7 protein-coding genes are annotated in these 18,791 nt (G+C 55.3%); all 7 read right to left on the bottom strand.

Features of this window, described 5'->3' with window-relative positions:
• Positions 1-63: 63 nt before the first annotated feature.
• A complete protein-coding gene (locus ACIPZC_RS11105; RefSeq protein WP_400627240.1) occupies positions 64-2,244 on the bottom strand; it encodes an autotransporter outer membrane beta-barrel domain-containing protein in 2,181 nt (726 codons plus the stop codon).
• Positions 2,245-2,391: 147 nt separating this feature from the next.
• Positions 2,392-4,383, bottom strand: a complete 1,992-nt coding sequence (locus ACIPZC_RS11100) for a hypothetical protein (protein ID WP_400626904.1) — start codon at positions 4,381-4,383, stop codon at positions 2,392-2,394.
• 248 nt (positions 4,384-4,631) lie between these two features.
• Complete coding sequence (locus tag ACIPZC_RS11095) at positions 4,632-8,426, bottom strand: RHS repeat domain-containing protein (RefSeq protein WP_400626902.1); 3,795 nt, start codon at positions 8,424-8,426, stop codon at positions 4,632-4,634.
• Positions 8,427-8,537: 111 nt separating this feature from the next.
• Positions 8,538-11,486: a hypothetical protein gene (locus ACIPZC_RS11090; RefSeq protein ID WP_400626900.1), complete on the bottom strand. Its 2,949-nt coding sequence runs from the start codon at positions 11,484-11,486 to the stop codon at positions 8,538-8,540.
• 2 nt (positions 11,487-11,488) lie between these two features.
• A complete protein-coding gene (locus ACIPZC_RS11085) occupies positions 11,489-14,026 on the bottom strand; it encodes a hypothetical protein (RefSeq protein WP_400626898.1) in 2,538 nt (845 codons plus the stop codon).
• Between the two features lie 76 nt (positions 14,027-14,102).
• A complete protein-coding gene (locus ACIPZC_RS11080) occupies positions 14,103-15,914 on the bottom strand; it encodes a hypothetical protein (protein WP_400626896.1) in 1,812 nt (603 codons plus the stop codon).
• Between the two features lie 111 nt (positions 15,915-16,025).
• Positions 16,026-18,524 (bottom strand): hypothetical protein, encoded by a 2,499-nt coding sequence (locus tag ACIPZC_RS11075; protein ID WP_400626894.1) that lies wholly within the window; start codon positions 18,522-18,524, stop codon positions 16,026-16,028.
• Positions 18,525-18,791: the final 267 nt, after the last annotated feature.

The following is an 18,791-nucleotide window of genomic DNA, read 5'->3' as shown; positions in this document are numbered from 1 at the left end:
ACAGCATCCTCACTTTATGCCACCCACAAAAAAGGAAGGCTGGGCCTTCCTTTTGTTTGTAACCTACCAGCTGTAGTGGAGCCCCACATTCGCTCCCCAAGGTTGCTCGATCTTCTCGCCATTGGAGTAATCGAAGTCGGCATGCAACTGCATGCGCTCATTCAAACTGATGGCCACCCCCATGCCCATTTCGGCCCGAGAGCCCGACAAGTCGTTGTCGAAGCGATGATCGTTCACCTTCACTTCATTGCTGCGAATGAATTCATGGGCATAGGCAAAGCGTACATAAGGCTGTACTTGCTGCCCATTTCCAAGTTGCAAGGTACGCCCCAAGGTTGCCCCCGCCTTGCCCAGCACGGAACGCGTATCGTCACCGCGCGCTTGCAGGCCGTTGTCCAGGTGATAATCCTTGCCCTGGATCGAAACCACGGACCACTGAGTGTAGGGCTCAATGAAATAACCCTGGCCCAGGCCGATGTTGCGCCCGAACTCTGCAGATGCACCAACGCCCAGGTTATCGAAGTCACCTTTGCTGCGCTTGCCGTCACTTAGCTCGACCTTGGAACTGTTATCGAAGCGGTTAGCCTTTACTACACCATCGAAGTAATAGCCGGTCTGAGCATCCAGCCAGGTAGCATAAAGCCCGAGGTAATAACTTTTGACCTCGGCTGAACTCCCGCGAATCAGGTCCAGATCCGACGAACTATGGCCCGCCATCACCCCGACCAACCACTGGCCATCACCCACCGGCAGCGGCGCGTCGGCACCGATCGAGAAGCCACGCTGAACCTGGCTGTAAGGGCTTCCGGCACTGTCCGATACGTTGTACTTGTTACCGTAGGCCCTAACCCAAGCGCCGGATTTACGGTCATCCAGGCGTAACTCGCCCATACGGCTGCGCAACGTGGTCAACTCGCCATACCACACGGTGGGGGCGGTATTGAACAGCGCCAACACCGAAGCGGTGCCCGGGCTGATAATCTTGCGCGAGCCATCAAGGTACCAATCGCCACCTTGCCGGACCAGTTCGTACGAGAACGCCCCCAGATCCACCGCGCCGTTGGGTAAAGAAAAACTGGCATCACCTGCCGCTGCATGCACCAAGTGTATCTGGTTCTCAGTCAGCGGGTCCGCGCCACTGCTGCTCACAAGCAGGCTATGACTGCCGGTGGCGTTACCCACTTCCAGGAAGTCAGAAGCGCCAGTACTGAAATCAGCATCCATGACAAAAGTACCGCTACCGGCCAGCGTGCCAAGCGTAAGCTGCTGATACTGCCCGGGCTCCCCAAAGTTGACCACGCCGCCATTGAGCGCCAGGCTGCCCACCTGACTGTCCTCCACCATGTTCCAGCGGGCCTGGTTGTTCAACGTCAACCCGGCAACGTTCTGCAGCCTACCGGTCAGGCTGGCCTGGCTGTCAAGCGTCAGCGAGGCCGTAGAACCCGCTTCGACCCGTACATCCCCCACCAGATGACTATTGTCTACGGTCATGGTGGCTTCGGAACCGCCTACCACATCCAGCAAGATGCCATTGCTTGCCACTAGGCTGGAACCATCAGCAACGATAATTTGCGCTTTGGCCGGACCGATCGAGGCATTGCCCACCACAATTGCCGAGCCGTCCTGGCCTTCGACTGTCGACCCCACCAAAGTCACCTTTGCAGGCCCCGTGAAGGCGGCATCTGCAAACACCCGCAAACCGTCGCTGGCGCCCACGATTGAACTGTCTTGCGCGCTCAGCTCGCCATTGCCAAACAACTGCGCTGCCGCTGCTGTTCCACTGCCCACCAAGGAGCTGCGCTGCAGCGACAAACTCGATGCAGCAGACACCAGCGCGCCCGCAGTGCGCCCCTCGACATAGCTGTCTGAAACCAAGACCGAAGACCCGACAGTGTCACTGCGCTGCAAGCGCAAGCCAAAACGGCTACTGACCACTCGCGAATTGCCAGCCACACTGGCCGATGCGCCCGAGACCAGCGCGATGCCATCTGCCCCAACTGCTTCGATCGTGCTTGCCTGCATGTTCAGCTGTGCGCCTGAACCGACATTCACTTCACGCATCGACGCCCCCGTGGCATTGAGCCGGGCGTTGGCGTTCAGACGGTAGCTATCAAGCAGGGTAGTATCGTCGATGTCACGCGTACCATCGACGAAAGTCACTGCCGCGGCAAAAGGGCTGGCCAGCAGTAATAACGGCGCCAAGCGCACTGCTTGAACCATTGGGCTTAACAAGGCATTTCTCATAGACTTCATGACCTCTCTCATGTCGAATATCAAGTGATAGCCGACAAGGCTATCGAGGGTTTTCCTACAATTCTGTAGGAAAAGCCCTCAAATAAAACATGAAGACCTCAATGCCCACCCAACTGGCCAGGCTCGTTTAAACAACCGTCAGGGCCGGATTGGGCAGCTACCTTTTGCGTCGTGCATTGATACTATTTGCTCCACTTGGAGTGAGGTGATGGTTTTGCCCTCCAATTCAAAACTGTACGTCACACGCCCCCGCCCCTCATGCAGCGTGCCGTTATAGTTGAAAATTGGAAGAATATAGTCCGCGTAGGGCTGTACACGCCATACGAGTTCATCTAGATCGGCTTCAGTCAGCTCCACCGGGTCGTCGAATACAGTATCATCGATTACGGTTTCTCCGGTAAAACCATGTACGGCATACCAGTGGAAGTTCACTACTTCTCCAGCCTTCAAACCGTAACCACGCAGGTCTCTCACCAGAACCCGAATTGCCGGGTCCAGCGGGCTGGGGGACTCATCATCATACAAGGCACTACAGGTTAACCATCCAAGAGGAGGGGTTGTATTCCCCCCCAGGAACTCAGGCGCATCTGGACGCAAGACCACTGCATCCACTGCGACAATCGTTGCTTTCGACTTGGCCCGATTGGGGACGCTTGGGCGTTCGACTACATAATGCAGCGGAACATCTCCGTTATTCCGTGCCTCGATATAGGGCCAAGGGATGTTTTTTTCTATTTCGCTGCCAATCTCCGATGCCTTGACCTCATGATCAGCCTCTTGTATATGCACACTATCCCAATAGAAACTGATTACATCGTTTTCTCTCAAGGTTACATCGACTACCACCTTGACGGTAGCGGGTTTCTCTTCATCAACCGGCAACAGCTTATTTTTATTACCTGATTCACCATAAACCTCAGCCTCGGCCAGTCTCGGGTTAACCGGGTTCGGCCATTCAGGATCAACACCGGGGTCTACAGGCCCCACGACCTCCAGGTTGACGTTTACATCGATGTTCCTGCTGCCCTGGGGAACCGTACCCCGGCGCAATGCATAACTGACATTGGTTACTTTGTTACCCGTACCTGCGTCACTATATTCACCCCACAACTGCGCGCCCGACAGGTTAAATTCAAGTGGGAATTTTGGCACATTGCCCACCTCCCGCTCGCCCAACGGCAACGTACCCCAGGTAACTTGCACCCAATCCGTAGGCTTCCAGTTGCTGAACGATGGAACTTGCACCACTACCCCGGTATAAGCGTCTTCCTGATCAATCAGGCCATCCTCCGCCAATGGCACCACTGGGTCTTGAAGCCCGTCAGGCAGGGGGCCTATCGCCACGCCCACAGCCAAAGGCATTGACAGCCTGCTGACATTAATGGCTTTGTCCACCAGCACATAAAGCACGTAGACACCGCCATCCCCGACATCCTCGATTGCGCTTCGGGGCACCGTCAATTGCTTCGGTAGGGTATCGACCGTAGCCGTAATAATGGGCACAACCGAATCAAGATCATCAGGCACATGGTTTAACCAATACACATGGACCTTGTCGCCAGCAGCGTGGGTGTCGTAGGCCGGCAAGGTAACAGTAACACTGTCAATATTTTCATCGGTAACATCAACCAGTGCAGGCATGGCCACAGGAAAACCATTACCGTAGGGCGGTACGCGGTCAAAGATCAAACTCAGTGTTTCAGATTCTGTCGGGGTCCCATTGTACCTAAGCACCTTATAACTGAAATGCTGCGGGCCATCCACCCAGCTTCCAATATGCTCTTTAGTTATCGTAACCGTCAACGGGAACAATTCAACATCCGACGCGGTATATTCATCACTTGACAGTAGTGTTGGCACACCGCTCTCAGTCGTGTGGTAGATCTCAAGAACATCAAACAGGGTAGGCGGGATTGAATCCATCAAAGGCCAGGCTTCAATGGTGATAGCAAGACGCTTGGAAGGGTCAGTCAACACCGAACTGTACACCGTACCATCGGGGTGTGCCAACAGCTCCGAACTGATGCCCGGTTTTTCAAGCGAATCGGCATCCAGCTTTATTGCTCGAGCACGCCTAACTTTCTGGCGCGTTCTTTCAGCTTCTGTATAGGTTCTGCCTTGTTTTTTCATGATTTAACCTGCTATGGCCAATATCAATTGTTAAGGGCAGCACTCACCCAAACCAAAGTTAATCACTTACTGGCCAACCATGAAACTGGCATTTTTATCAGTTGACAATAAATATCGAACTCGCGCTACACCTCAGCCAAGCTGGTTGCGCTTGCGCGCAACGCGCCATATTTAGCGCATGATAAAAAAGGCCTGCAGATGTGCAGGCCCTGGCATGCTAGCCACAATCAAGTAACTCATTGACCGGATTAGGCACCCTGCGACGCCAGGCGGTCCACCGCGTCATACCCATAGTTGGCAGTAACGCCTTGCGCAGGGACATGCACCTGGGCCAGGCGCCCCAGTGGGTCATAGGCCAGTTCACGCTTTTCCTCGTCCTGAGTCAGGTTACCGTCAAGGTCATAGCACAGTTCGATCAACTCCTTCTTGTACGGCGTCTCACGCTCTACACCCTGTTCATCATCGAGCTTCATCCACGCCAATTGAATACCCGTCAATTGCACCGGATCTTTTTCATTGGTGAACAGATACGTAGCATCGAGCGTACCACCTTCGAAAGAAGTCCTGACACGGGTGATATTGTCGCGTCCGTCGAAGCGGAATAGCTGAGTTTTTATCTTGTTACCGTAAGGGTCGACAGGCACATACTCGCTCTCACCTTCGCAGGTGTATTTCGACAACCTGGCCCGGCTATCGTATTCGAAGGTTTCATGGCGCAGCCGCCTTCCATCTTCCTCCCCCTCTGTCAGCGTTTTGCTGTCAATGCCATCCACCTCGTTATACGTTTGCACCAACGTTTGCACCGCGTCGCCAAAATCGAAGCGACGACGAATTTCACGATCGAACTCGTCATAGAACAGTGTGGTTTCAAGGCTGCGCACGCTTCCGTCCGGGTCCTCGGTTTCAGTCAGAATGCGGGTGGTCCTGCCCAATGCATCATAACCGAAGGTACTGGTGAGGTTCTCCAGAGTGGTTTGCTGCAACTGCCCAAATGGGTTGTAGTCATAGAGCTGGGTATTGCCCAGCACATCGGTATAACTCAGCATACGGCCTTTCAGGCTGTGCACATACACCATCTCATACGACTCTGTACCGCCACTGAATTGGCGCTTTTCAACTTTCAGTTCACCCGTACTGAAATACTTACGTTCGAGTGTCTCGTTATTTTCGGTACAGTGCATCAGACGGCCGTTATGTTCGTCATACACATAGTCTGCTGCTTGGCCCAGCGTTCTGCGGCTTAATGGCTCCTCGCCCAGTTGCGGAACGTACTCATAGTCGATGCGGTTTTCTGCTGGCGTGATCACCGCCTCAGGCTGACGCTGCCCGATGCGATACAGCAGGGTGCGCACGCGCCCGCCAGTCACCGACTCGATCATGCGGTCCAAGCCATCGAAGGTCTGTGTGCCCAACACGTGATCCACGTTGTCGGTGCTGTCGAGTACCTTGATCAAGGTTGGCAAATCGCCCTTGCTGTGCAACGCATAGTCGCGGTGTACCACCGAACCATCTGGCAGCGTCTGGTCCACTTGCCTGTCAAATTCATCGTAGGTTGTGGCCGTAACGGATCCACGTGCATCCACTTCCCGCACGGTGCGCCCCAGGCCATCGTAGAAGTACTTGTGCAAACTCACTTGGGCACCTTTGCTGTCCAGGCGCTCTACATCCACGGGCTGCCCGAACAGGTTCAGCCGGGTAACGGTAGTGCCGGTGAGCAGCTTGCGCTTGATGGATTCACGCCACTCCTTGCGTACGGGCCCAAGGCGGTCAGGTAGCCCTATCGGGTCGGTCTGCGTGCAGATACGCACTTTATCCGGCCCCATTTCACTGCTGCGCTGACGCCAGTCGTCATACTCATACAGGGTCCTCAGCGGCAGATTCTTCAACTCCAGCCAGTCGTATTCGACCTCTTCCAGCAAGTTGCCAAGCGCGTCATAGCGAGCACTGTACGCTAACCGCTCTTGTTCCCTGGCTGTTGCGGTGGGGCCAAAGTCCGGGTCCTGGCGCGTCACCCGTACAGCACGGTTTAGCCCGTCGACGTAGCTCCACGTTTGTACCCCTTTCACATCGACCTGCTTCTGCCATGCCTGTTGGCCATCGGATGACAGGTAATAGCTGTAGTTGCGTGACGCCTCGTACTTGCCGTTAGGGTCGACCGTTTCGCACGTTACGCGACGCAGTTCGTCATACACGTAGGCAATCTGCACCTGGTTGTCGTCGTAGTTGAGCAACGGTTCGCCAATCAGTACCGAATACTGCAGGGTATTGACCTTCTGGGCGTGTCGTGCCAGTTCCTTGTTGTTTCCCTCAGCATACTTCAACTCACGGGCCGACAACGGTAAGCCGTGGTCGAAGCCAGTCAGGGTTTCCTGGGTCTGCACGGCAGGGTGGCCTTCTACCGAAACCTCACTGTATGCGTATTCAGTGAGGGTTACCTTGCCATTGAGGGTAAGCTTTTGCTCACGGGGACGCCCATGCTCCAGCGAATTGAGGGGCTCGTCGTGGTGCAAGGTCACCAACTCCGACAACAGCGCATCATCGCGCCCTCGCAACTGCTGCTCATGGCTACGCAATGAGGCGCCGCGTGCATACCCATCTTTATCTCGCGATGCAACCAACCTGTAGCGATACTCGTTGCGTAAGGTTTCGGCGCCAGCTTCGCCAGGCCCCGGAATAACCTCCACCGTCTTGAGCATACGCTCGAACTCTTCCGGGTCGTCGGCGGCTGGGTAGTACGACATCACTGTCCGCTTGCCGTTGGCTTCTTTTTTTTCCACCAGGTTGCCGTGCTGGTCGTAATTGGTAAATTCCACCTCCTCGCGTGAATTGCCGCCCAAACCCTTGCGCCAGGTGGTGGTAGTCGTATCAACCAGCTGGAAGTTATTGGGCTGTTCCTTGAACGGCCGGTTGGCAACTTCCGGGTACCCGAGGGTCTGGGTTTCGATACAATCGTTTTGCGTGGTGACCTGCTCGACCATCAAGTGGAAGCGGTTGAATGAGGTCTTGACCGTGTACGCCGGCTTTTCACCCTGGTAATGCGTGGCTGTACTGTCGTAGAGATAGTCCACACCTGTGACTTTGTAGAGGTTGTCTTCCCCGTTATCTTCCCAGGAGATACCGGTGTTGTTGCCCAGGAAATTGTTCGAGCTGAACCTGTAGTCGGTACGTACTTGCGGCTGGTTGGCCCCTGGCGTGACCAGGTGACGTTCTACATGAGGCAGTGTACGGCCGACGCCTGGCAGGGTATGCCCAGCCTCCTTGTAGAACACTTCTTCAAAACCGTTGACCGGTGTCCACACGCGCTCAATGCACCGTACCGTGCCGATCGTCTTGTATTCGAACTTCCAACGGCCCTTGTCCGCGGTCGGCAAAATAACCTTGATCAGTTCACTGTCATCGCACTCCAGCGTATAGACAGCTTCCGCCACCGTGCCTCGATTGAGCGTAATCAGGATCTGGCTGAGGTTCGAATAATCGATTTCCAGCAGTTTTCGCTTGCTGTCATCTTCTACCTCAGCCAGGCAAGGCACGCGCTTGGGTGAAATACCCGGCATTGGAGAGGGCACATCCACCTGGCGGTATGTCAAGGTAATACCATGCCCGGTCGGTGCCAACACCCGTATCGGTAATGCCACTTTGCCGGCCGGCTGGCCCGCCTCGCTGATATCGTGCAACCCAAGCACTTCGATCATTTCCGACTTGTGTGCCACACGATAGAGGGTGGTATTGCCAGTAGAGATATTCTCGAAGTGAAAGCTGTCGATCTTGCGCTCCGGGATCACAGGCTGCTGGCCCGGGCCGTTGTCGAGCACCTTGAAACGCTCGCCGCTGTGCAGGCTGAGCATCTGACTTTGCGGGTCATACTCGCTCAGATTCAAGCGCCAACCAGCACCAAAGCCTGAGTTTTCGGGGTTCATCGGGTTGAAACCAATACGCAAGGGTAAGTTGGGGCCGTTCAAGTGATTGGCCACCAACTCAGGCAACTCCAGCAACACATTGTATTGCCCCGTTCGTGGATCGACACCACCTTGAACGAAGCTCATGAAATTGAATGCATTAGAATGCACAAGCGAATTCGTAGTCATTCTGTTGTTCCTTTACTTAAGAAAGATACCGCCCCCTTGGGAGGGGGCGTGGGGCGGGGGCAGCCACGCTTATTGGAACTTCCAGTGCAGAAAGTTTCGGACGTCAGTCGCGCTTATCGAGCCGTCGTTCAACTGCTGGCCCCAGTTGATATAAAGCGCACTTTCCGTTCCGTAGTTATCGATCAGCGTAAAAAACAACGGCTTGCTCAGGGACTCACGCCACTTGATATCCTTCTGGTCATACCAGAACGTCATGTCCGAAACGCGTTCGAGCGACACCAGTACTGTGCCGGCAGAGAAATGCTCATCCGTTACGAATTCTCGATTCAAGGGTGTACCCGCTTCCTGCAACGCCAAGAACTCCATTTCAATCTGATATTCAATGCGGCGATCAGCGCTGCGCCCCGGCAGTACCTGCGGCACATAGGCAACGCCGACATAGCTGGCGAACGTTTCATCGAGCAATTCACTTTCGTATTTCAGCATTGAAATATTGTCGAAGCGTACATCGACGAAACTGCGCTGCCCCCTGGCCCGTAATGTCCAATAGTGCGTGGTGTATCGCCAATAGTTGTGACCGTCGACAAGGGCTCCAGTGTTATCGACGATGTCAACCCCACCGCGTTCAGCCACGCGTTTTCCCGTAAAAGGCTCCAGGTCTGCGACATCCAGTTTCTTGGGTACCAGCCCACCCAGTTCTACCTCACCATCAGTGGGGTTTTTTTCGTAAGAGGAGAACGTCTTGTTGTCATAGCTCTGAAACTTGGCCCGAATCCATCGTACCTCGCTTTCTGTGGTTTGAAGGTAGACCGTTACAATGCGCAACGCCTCCTCCTTCCCCGTTACCCCCACCCCCTTTGACTGGTCCTTTCTCGCCTGCGCCTCTTGCGCCTCTTTTACAGAAACCAACCCTTCGCCAGCGGGTAGGTAATCAAAGCGGTTGCGAAACTTGCTGGCGACCCACTTTTCTGTGTCAGGTCCGATCACTTCAGTATCAGCAGGTAACCACGGGATCGGTGTGCCATTGCGATGGGTAAGCTGCAACGTTGCCAGCTCTGCATCGCTTACCGGGTCATAGATCGTGTTGCCTGCACCATCGTCAAATGGAGTGGTCTCGATGTGAATATCAACAGCCACCTGTTGCCTGCCATTGGCCCAGGCATTTTTTCGCGACGTGTTATTAAGGAACAACTTGAACTGATTCAGAGCCTTCCAGCGCTGGGTACTGCTTGAATTTGACAGGCTCCCATGAATATCATGCTCGATAACGGCGATGCCAGCCTGACCGCCATAAACCCCCGCTACCACACTGACTTCACCCGGGTTCGACTCCGGCGCGGTGTACGTCCCATCGTCAAGCGCGCCTTTGCCGTACAACTCCCACGTTGTGCTTAGCACCGCTGGGCGGTCACCCCATGTTACGTCCGAGGCCTGCCCAGTGAGCGACTCGCCGAGGGTGAACGTTTGTGAGTCAGAAGCGCGCATGTTCGGCACGTAGAAAGGTTGCATCCGCAGCGGCGCGCGCATGGCGAGGATGACCACTGTCGCGTAACCCCTCTCATACTGCCCGTTGGTTACCCTGATACGCTGGAGGCGAATGGGTTCATTGTTCGGGGGCACATCCGGGGTGAAAATGGCATGCGGCGTTTCGTTATCGTCCGCTGGGTCTCGCACGATGGTGCCGAAATTGTCGCCATCAGTATCCCAGTCCACCCTTCCACCCTGCGATGCGGTCAGCCGGACGGGGTCGTCGCCCCTGGCCCAGATCACTACCCGCGGTGAAATGACCAAGTCCTCAGAAGACGCGACTACCAACGCCGACTTGCTTGCCCCCTCCTGCACATTGTCAAATTGGGCCTTGATGTTCATCAGGCGTTGCCGAAGTGGGAACGTGCTTGCAGCCGGCGCCGTGTAAGCACCAGCTTCGATCTCCCCTGAATTGCGTGGGCTTTGCACATCCAGAGCAGTCCAGGAGTCCGCCGGCGAATTCCCGACCGTGAACCTGGCGTGCTTGCCTGCAGCCACTTTGCCAATGCGCGGTTGCATCTGACGGGAAAAAGCAGGGGCTTGGACATCGCCGAAAACGATCATGTCATAAGGTCTATGCTCCTGCTCCTCCAGGTTGACTTCCTTAGCATCGGGCAACACCAGTTGCTCTAGTGCAACGGCTACGCGGTTCTCGGCGAGCGGCGCACGCTCCCGGCTGATCAACAGCGCACTGTCGTAGTTGGCGGTATCACTTTTGCGCGGCAACAAATAAGGCAAGTGGACGCCTGGTGGGGGAGTTTCGATACCGCCAAGTAGTTGCATGAACACCAGCAGCGCCCCATCGTCGTCCGGGCTTGTACCACCGCCCGCCCCGTCGGGTGCTTGCTGCACAGACACCTCAATGCGCTTGGTGGACAAGCCGCTATGCCCGAAAATGTTGAAGTCCAGTACCGGCAGTGGGCTGCTGATAAGCCATTCGTACTGCAATTGCTCGAGGATGAACGCTCCCATCTTCTGCGCTGCGTCGGCATTGCTGCCGAGCGTGCAGGTGGGTTCGCTGGCATCGGTAATGTCGAGCATGACCTGGTACTTGTTCAGGTATGGGTGTTGCTGCACTTTCAGGCGCCCATACACTTCGAACTGATAACCCATGCCCATTTCCAGCACATGGCTTCTTCTGAATTGCTCGACGTTGGCCGACATGATCGTCGACGAAACACACTGCCCGGTGAGCAACTCCATACCCACCCGCACCTGGGTCGAAGCACCTGAGGCGCCTTTGAAAGACAACTGCGGCGGGCCCAGGGTGAGGTTTTTGAAGGCCACCTTTTCAGTGCGGGCGGTGGGGTCGATATAATACTCACCCTCGATGATGGGCAAGCCACCACGCAGATTGAAGTGCTCGACGAACTGGGCCTGCAACGCATCGTTGACAGCATCACGGCCTAGCGCCAGCACCGCGCCCCAGTCGCGCATGCTATCGCCCTCTGCGAGCTTTTCGAGCAATGCCTCTTTGCTATTGTTCGTCATGGTCAGGTCCTCGCCGCGCTCAGGCTGCTGAAGGCTTTTTTCACCGCGTCCATGGCCTCGAGCTGCTCAGCGGTATAAGGAGCGTTGGCGTTGGCGCCATCAATGGCCTGGTTCACTTCATGGAACGCCTGGGCTTCTTCAGAGGTGTACGGCATTGGCAGAACAGCGTAACTCCAATTACCGTCATTCTTGTCAACACCGGCAATGATCACGTAATCGCCTTCATCCGCCCCCGGGTTGTAGATACCCGCGGCCTCATTGAGCGTTCCTTTGCCCTTGGCCACGAACCATTTTGTATCGCCAGGAAGCAGGTCTTGCTCACCTCCTCCCCAACGCTGAACGGCCAGCACCAGTTTCAGCGCTCCGCCTTCTTGTGCCTCCACCTTCACCGTTGCAGTGGTCGGAAGCCAGAGGACCGTGATATCGATGGTTTCGGTACGGTTACCACCGGTAACCTGCACCTGGTCCAATTGCATGAGCGCGCCAAGCACTTGCCCGGCGTCCGGGTCGCGCTGGGGTGCGACATAGACCTTGACTTGCTTGTCCCTGGGAATCTTCAGCTCGTCATATTCGCCGGCTGTGGGGTCACGCAGGTCACCTTTGAACCCAGCACCCTTGGCCCAGACCAATTCTGAGTCGACGCTTCCTCCCTCCAGCACATAGCGTTGCGGTTGTTCGCGGTTGGAATAGAGCGCATTAAGCAGCATCGGCCTTACCGCTACGGCTTTGGGCACGACAGTGAGCAGGGCGCTGCTGCTGTTATCGCCCACCGTTGCAGTGATGATGACCTGACGGAAGGCGCCAGCAATGGTGTCCGCTTTGGGCGCTTTGTATACGCCGTCGACGATTTCGCCCAACTGCTCAGGCCCCCCGGGGTTTTCGGGATCGTCTCGCCGCGCCTTGACCGTCCATTCCACAGTCCCAGGCCGGGGCTCAGGAGTGAGGGTAAGCGGTTGGGAGCCCCCGGCGATGAGAGTTGTCTCTATCGGGTCGATCGCGAAGGTAGTGAGGGCGGGCGCCAGTTCGCCTAGCATCGAGATATCGCCTGGGGCCTCCAACATGTCCATGACCGAGCGTTGACCGTTGCGGAAGATCAGGCCGTTGAGCCGCAGAAGATCAACCACTTCTATTCTACCGAGGATGGAAGCCATCGCCGCTTCAATTCGAGAAACGATTTCAGCCTTGATAGTTGGAACACTATCTTTGAATTTGCGCAACACACCTTTGTCTTCGCGAGCACCGTTGTAGGGCTTAGTCCATGCCTCACCAGTAATTTGCACATCGCCTTTGACCAGGGATAGGATGGGCGCTGTCGGGTCAAAACTAAGCGTACATGTCGCCTTGATATCGGAGTGTAGCGTCGACATCTGAAGTCCAGCGTTAGGATCCCCCCGCATCCACAGTTCTATGCGGCCGATTATCTCTTCAGCATCCCTCGCAACATTCCACTCAACTTTGACCCCACTATCAACAACTGTAAATTTAAATTTACCCAATCGCTCATCGGGTGCAACAACGCTCCACCATAAAGTCCCTTTGATTTGTCCGTCTTCAGCCCGATGTAACAGCTCTCGCCGATAGAACATCAGTGCCCCCCAAGACGCCTCAACAAAAAAATCGTTGGCGTCGCGAATATACTCCCACTCAGAAAGTTCAACACCTTCCATAGTTTCGACAAGCGTTGAGAACACCTGTTTCACCCACACTTCATTAGACAACATAACGTTCATCGAATATGAGCCACCCTCCGCGCGTGCAGGCAGTAAATATGGCATATCGCCATCCGCCCCAGGAAAGCCACCCTTGTCGTCGCCATTGAACGCTACACCCACAATGACCGCACCCTCTTCCAGGTCTGCCTGGTTCGTACTGGCCACCGGGGTTCCCGCCTTGCCCAGGGAGTGCGTGCGAACCCTGAAGGAGGTCGGGTTCAATACGTTCTCCACAGGTGCCAGGGTATTCAACTCCCAAATTTGCTCGCCCCTCCCGGGCTCCTTGAACTGCGCTTCAATCAATTCCCCTAACTTGGTGTTCAAGTCTCCCCATTGGCTCACTTCAAAGTAATAAGCACTGCTTTCCGACAGGTCCAGATACACGCGACCGTCTTCATCAACCACCCCGCCTTTGCCCTCGTTGAGCTTGATGTTCATCTTCACGCGGGGCGCGTTCAACGGGTCAAGGTGCGAGATACCCACCAGCGTTGGGAGGCTCGAACCTGCCGCCCGGACCCATTCGGTCAGCTTGCCGCCCACCACTGGCATGCTCAGGGCGGCCATCGAGCTGCCTATGTTCGAGTTCTCGAACGACAGTACCGGTGCACCGAACGTAAAGTTGGACAGCCGGGAAAACTTGCCGCTCTCCGTCTGTGCTTCACCCGATACCGGTTCGATCCAGGCCTCTGTATCGGCGCGCAGAATGTGCTCCTGCATCAGCAGAAGGTTCGCTTTTTGGCGGTCGTAGACCAAAAACGCACCCCAACCGTAGGTTCGAGGCGCTTCTTTCAAATAGTTGTAATATTGCACGAGCGTTGGCCTGGCCATAACTGTTCTCCTATAGCGTAGCGGCACAATCCCTCTGGACCCTGCACTCAACAAGCGCAAATGGCCCAAATAGATATCATGGGTTAAGCGGCGTCGACTGCGACGGGTACTTCAAATAAAACGCTCCATTATTGAAACTCACCCGAGCATACAAGGTGAAGTTCTCGCCCTCTTTCAACTTTCGAAGTTCCGACTTAGGCAACATTTCATTTTTCACGCCTTCACGCACTTCGGCATCGGTAATTGGCTTTTCGTCCCGAACGATGAACTGCACCGTCTCACCCCGCGGATTCACTCCTTCCATTACGATGGTCAGCAGTTGCCCCCGGGCAATAAACGGCCATTTGATCATGTTCAGCCTGGCTCCCGCTTCAGGCAACTTATGGAGATAAACAGGGCCATCAGTCAAATCAACCGTCGGCAGCGTTGCGCTATCCAATGGCTTGATACGCAACTTGTAAGGCATCGAGTCGATCGTGCCTGACTCACTCGACAGCCTGTAGAACACGTTGAACCGCCAACTGGCGTCCGCAGGGGTACGCCCCATATTGCCAGGCACATATTCGGGCGGAATCAAGAAACGCAACGGATCGTCCGGGGAGTCGGGCACTTTGGCCACGTATTCGCCAAGTGGCCCAGTACCAGCCCAGTGCACCTGCAGCTCCTCACCCGGCAACGTGATCGCGCGCGGCACATTAACGTAAACACCACCTGTAGACAGATCAGCTAATATATGGCCAATGTCTGCGTCGCCATCCGCCGCTGCGCCCTCAACCGAGGGCACATTCAGCACACGTGCATTGTCCACAGCGACTTGCAACACTTCTGAACGCAGTGCTTGACCTTGTCGCCCATACAGGTAAGAAACGCTCACATTTGAGCCCTGGCTGAGAGCCAGGATTTGCGGGCTGATATGAAACAGGATCGAAGCGGCTGCCCGGGTGCTAGGGTCGACCCGCACCGATGGCATGTACAGCTGGCCTCCGGGGATGGACCACTGCAAGGTGAGGTAATCTGAATCTGCAATGCCAGGATAATCCGGCAGTTTGACCAGCAGGCCATCGGGGAAGCGACTTGGGTCCAGCGATTCGCCTTCGACGTACCCATCGATCGTGGGTTTTTCAAGATACCCTGGCAGCGTGCTTGTGGAGTCGACCTCTAGCCGTTGTACCGGCGATTTCAAAAGCCCACCGACTGCAAATGCGATCTCATAAGAAGCAAGTACATAACCTGGGTCAATCCAGTCAAATTCGCTCTTGGGTACCGCATGACTGATTGCGCTTTCTCCAAAATGCTCCTCTGCAACGGTTACTACTTGTTGCCACCTGCCTTCGGGCGTACCGTCCGGGTCATAGCATTCGACCGTCAGGGTCACTTTGTCGCCTATCTGCATCGCCTGGTAGGGGGGCACTACAACACGCACCCCTGAACTCGGTAGGTTGACAGGCTGAACAATCAAGCCATGGGAGTCCACCACTTGCAGTACAGACAGGGTTTCAACGTGTCCGCGAGGCCTTACCCCGATATAGCAAAAGGTTCGTAATGATGCTGCTTCATCCGAACCGCCGTCCGCCTCACTGGTGTAGGAATAAAAGGCCTCTCCCCCTGCGGCATCTTTGATATAGCTGTTGGTAATTTTGACTTCGAGGCCATCTACCAAATGCTCCGCCTCAAGCGTGTAGTTCGCCGAATAGTCATAGGCTTCACCGGCAGCGCTACGCCCTAACCAACGGACCACCACGTAGTCGTTTACCGCCATGCCCGTGTACTTGATCACGGTCTTCAACGGCTCATCGCCCAATGCATTCAGGTCGATTTCATTGAATGCGGTTAAGCCATCAATCGTGGGCGCCTCCAGAGCCTCGTCTTGATTTAGCTGCTTATTCATGTTGGGAACGCCCAAAAAGTGTTGAGGAACTGCACGCCGCGTGGATAAGCAGACGCGCTCCGCCATTCGCCAGCTCTTCGAACAATGCTTCGTTGGCATGGGTAGTCATGGTCAGGTCCTCGCCGCACTCAGGCTGCTGAAGGCGTTTTTCACCGCGTCCATGGCCTCGAGCTGTTCAGCGGTGTAGGGAGCGCTGGCGTTCGTGCCATTGATGGCCTGGTTCGCTTCATGGAACGCCTGGGCTTCTTCAGAGGTGTACGGCATTGGCAGAACAGCGTAATTCCAATTACCTCCATTCTTCTCAACACCGGCAATGATCACGTAAACGCCTTCCTCCGACCCCGGGCTGTAGATACCCGTGCCCTCATCAAGGGTTCCTTTGCCCTTGACCACGAACCATTTGGTCTGCTCAGGAGGCAGGTCTTTCTCACCTTCCCCCCAACTCTGAATGGCCAGCACCAGTTTCAGCGCTCCACCTGCTTGTGCCTCCACCTTCAGCGTTGCGGCAGTCTGCTTCCAGAGAACCGTGATATCGATGGTTTCGGTACGACCGCCACCGGTAACCTGCACCTGGTCCAGCTGCATGAGCCCGCCAAGAACCGGCCCGGCGTCCGGGTCGCTCAGAGGTGCGACGTAGACCTTGACTTGCTTGTCCATGGGGATCTTCAACTCGACGTATTCGTCGGCTGTAGGGTCTCGCAGGTCACCTTTGAACCCGGCACCTTTGGCCCAGACCAATTCCGATTCGATGCTTCCTCCCTCCAGCACATAGCGTTGCGGTTGGCCGGGATTGGAATAAAGCGCATTAAGCAGCACCGGCCTTACCGATACGGCCTTGGGCACGACAGTGAACAGGGCGCTGCTCCTGTTCTGGCCCACCGTTGCAGTGATGATGACCTGACGGAAGGCGCCAGCAATGGCGTCCGCTTTGGGCGCTTTGTATACGCCGTCGACGATTTCGCCCAATTGCTCAGGCCCTACGGGGTTTTCGGGATCGTCTGGCCGCGCCTTGACCGTCCATTCCACAGCCCCAGGCTGGGGTTCGGGAGTGAGGGTAAGCGGTTGCGTGCCCCCAGCGATGAGAGTTCTCTCTATCGGATTGATCGCGAAGGTAGTGAGGGCGGGGGCCAGTTCGCCTAGCATCGTCACATCGCCAGGGTTGGCGAACGTATCAGCTACGGAGCGTTGCTCATTGCGAAAGAGCAGGCCGTTGAGGCGCAAGAGGTCAACAACCTCAACTCCCCCCGCCATAGCGTTGAAAATGCCCGCAATGTAGCCCTCTAAATGGTTTTTGAAAATGGCGAAATTTTGCTTTATTTCTTCTCCGTAGTCGTCTCCCGGATACCCCCAATCGCCATTAACAGTTAGCCCCCCCCTATTGAGTACGATTACGCCGTCTTCCATACTTGTTGAGAAAGAGCAGGATGCACGAACATCAAGATTCAATAGAGTGGTCAGTTCCTGCCACCCAGTACCCACGTTTAGCCTGATGTGAGCACCATGCTCGATTGCACCTGCAAAACTCCAACTACAATCAACTTTGCCAGGCGCAAAAGAAAATGAGAACTGCCCTAAATCCCCATGCACATGAAAACGCATCGAAAAGTCTCGCGTATCAACAATTTCATAAAACGCGCCTTCCATGAAGCGAATCGAGCCCCCTTGCGCCCCTGTGAAGAAGCCCGATGAATTTCTTGTGTACGTAAGTTCACCGGGGACATAACGCGTACCAGAGAGGCGGTCCAATAAACTATTTAGAACGTTTTTTACCCACGCTTCGTCACTCAGAACAACGTTCAATGAATACGGATTACCTGACTGCCGCTGAGGCAGTAAATACGGCATGTCCTCATCGCCCGAAGGAAAACCACCATTGCGAGCGTTATTGAACGCTACACCCACAATGACCGCACCTTCTTCCAGGTCTGCCTGGTTGGTACTGGCCACCGGGCTCCCTGCCTTGCCCAGGGAGTGCGTGCGAACCTTGAAGGAGGTCGGGTTCAATTCGCCCTCCACAGGTGCCAGGGCATTCAACTCCCAAATTTGCTCGCCCCTCCCGGGCGCCTTGAACTGCGCTTCAATCAACTCCCCTAACTTGCTGTTCAGTTCTTCCCACTGGCTCACTTCAAAGTAATAAGCACTGCTGTCCGACAAGTCCAGGTACACGCGACCGTCTTCATCAACCACCCCGCCTGCGCCCTCGTTGAGCTTGATGTTCATCTTCACGCGAGGCGCGTTCAGCGGGTCGAGGTGCGAGATACCCACCAGCGTTGGTAAGCTCGAACCTGCCGCCCGGTTCCATTCGGTCAGCCTGCCGCTCACCACTGGCATGCTCAGCGCGGCCATCGAGCTGCCTATACTCGAGTTCTCGAACGACAGTACCGGTGCACCGAACCTAAAGTTGGACAGCCCGTATAACGTGCCGCTTTCCACTTCCTTTTCACCCGATATCGGTTCGATCCAGTCCTCTGTATCGGCGCGCTGAATATGCTCCTGCATCAGCAGAAGGTTTGCTTTCTTGCGGTCGTAGACCAAAAACGCACCCCAACCGTAGGTTCGAGGCTTTTCTTTCAAATAGTTGTAATATTGCTGCAGTGTTGGCCTGGCCATAACAGCTCTCCACATAACGTAGCGGTAAGTTCTTTGGAACTTGCATTCGAGAAAGGCAAACAGCCAATAAAAACCTAAAAAAAAGTATAAAGACCTGCACACCGCTTTAATAAGCAGGCACACTCGCCGAGTAGATAAATAAACAAAGCGTTAACGGCCTGTTCCAGCCGCCGCCCACCTTCATGGCTCGCCAGAACAGTTTTAGAAGAGTCTTCCCTGCTGCACAACTGGCAGAATTAACAGGTAGCCCGCACGCGCCCATGCCGG

This window comes from Pseudomonas sp. NPDC089743 (assembly GCF_044748785.1).
Classification (GTDB): Bacteria; Pseudomonadota; Gammaproteobacteria; order Pseudomonadales; family Pseudomonadaceae; genus Aquipseudomonas; species Aquipseudomonas putida_X.
Note: the sequence above shows the minus strand (reverse complement) of the source record. Positions and strands in the feature narration are given on the sequence as shown.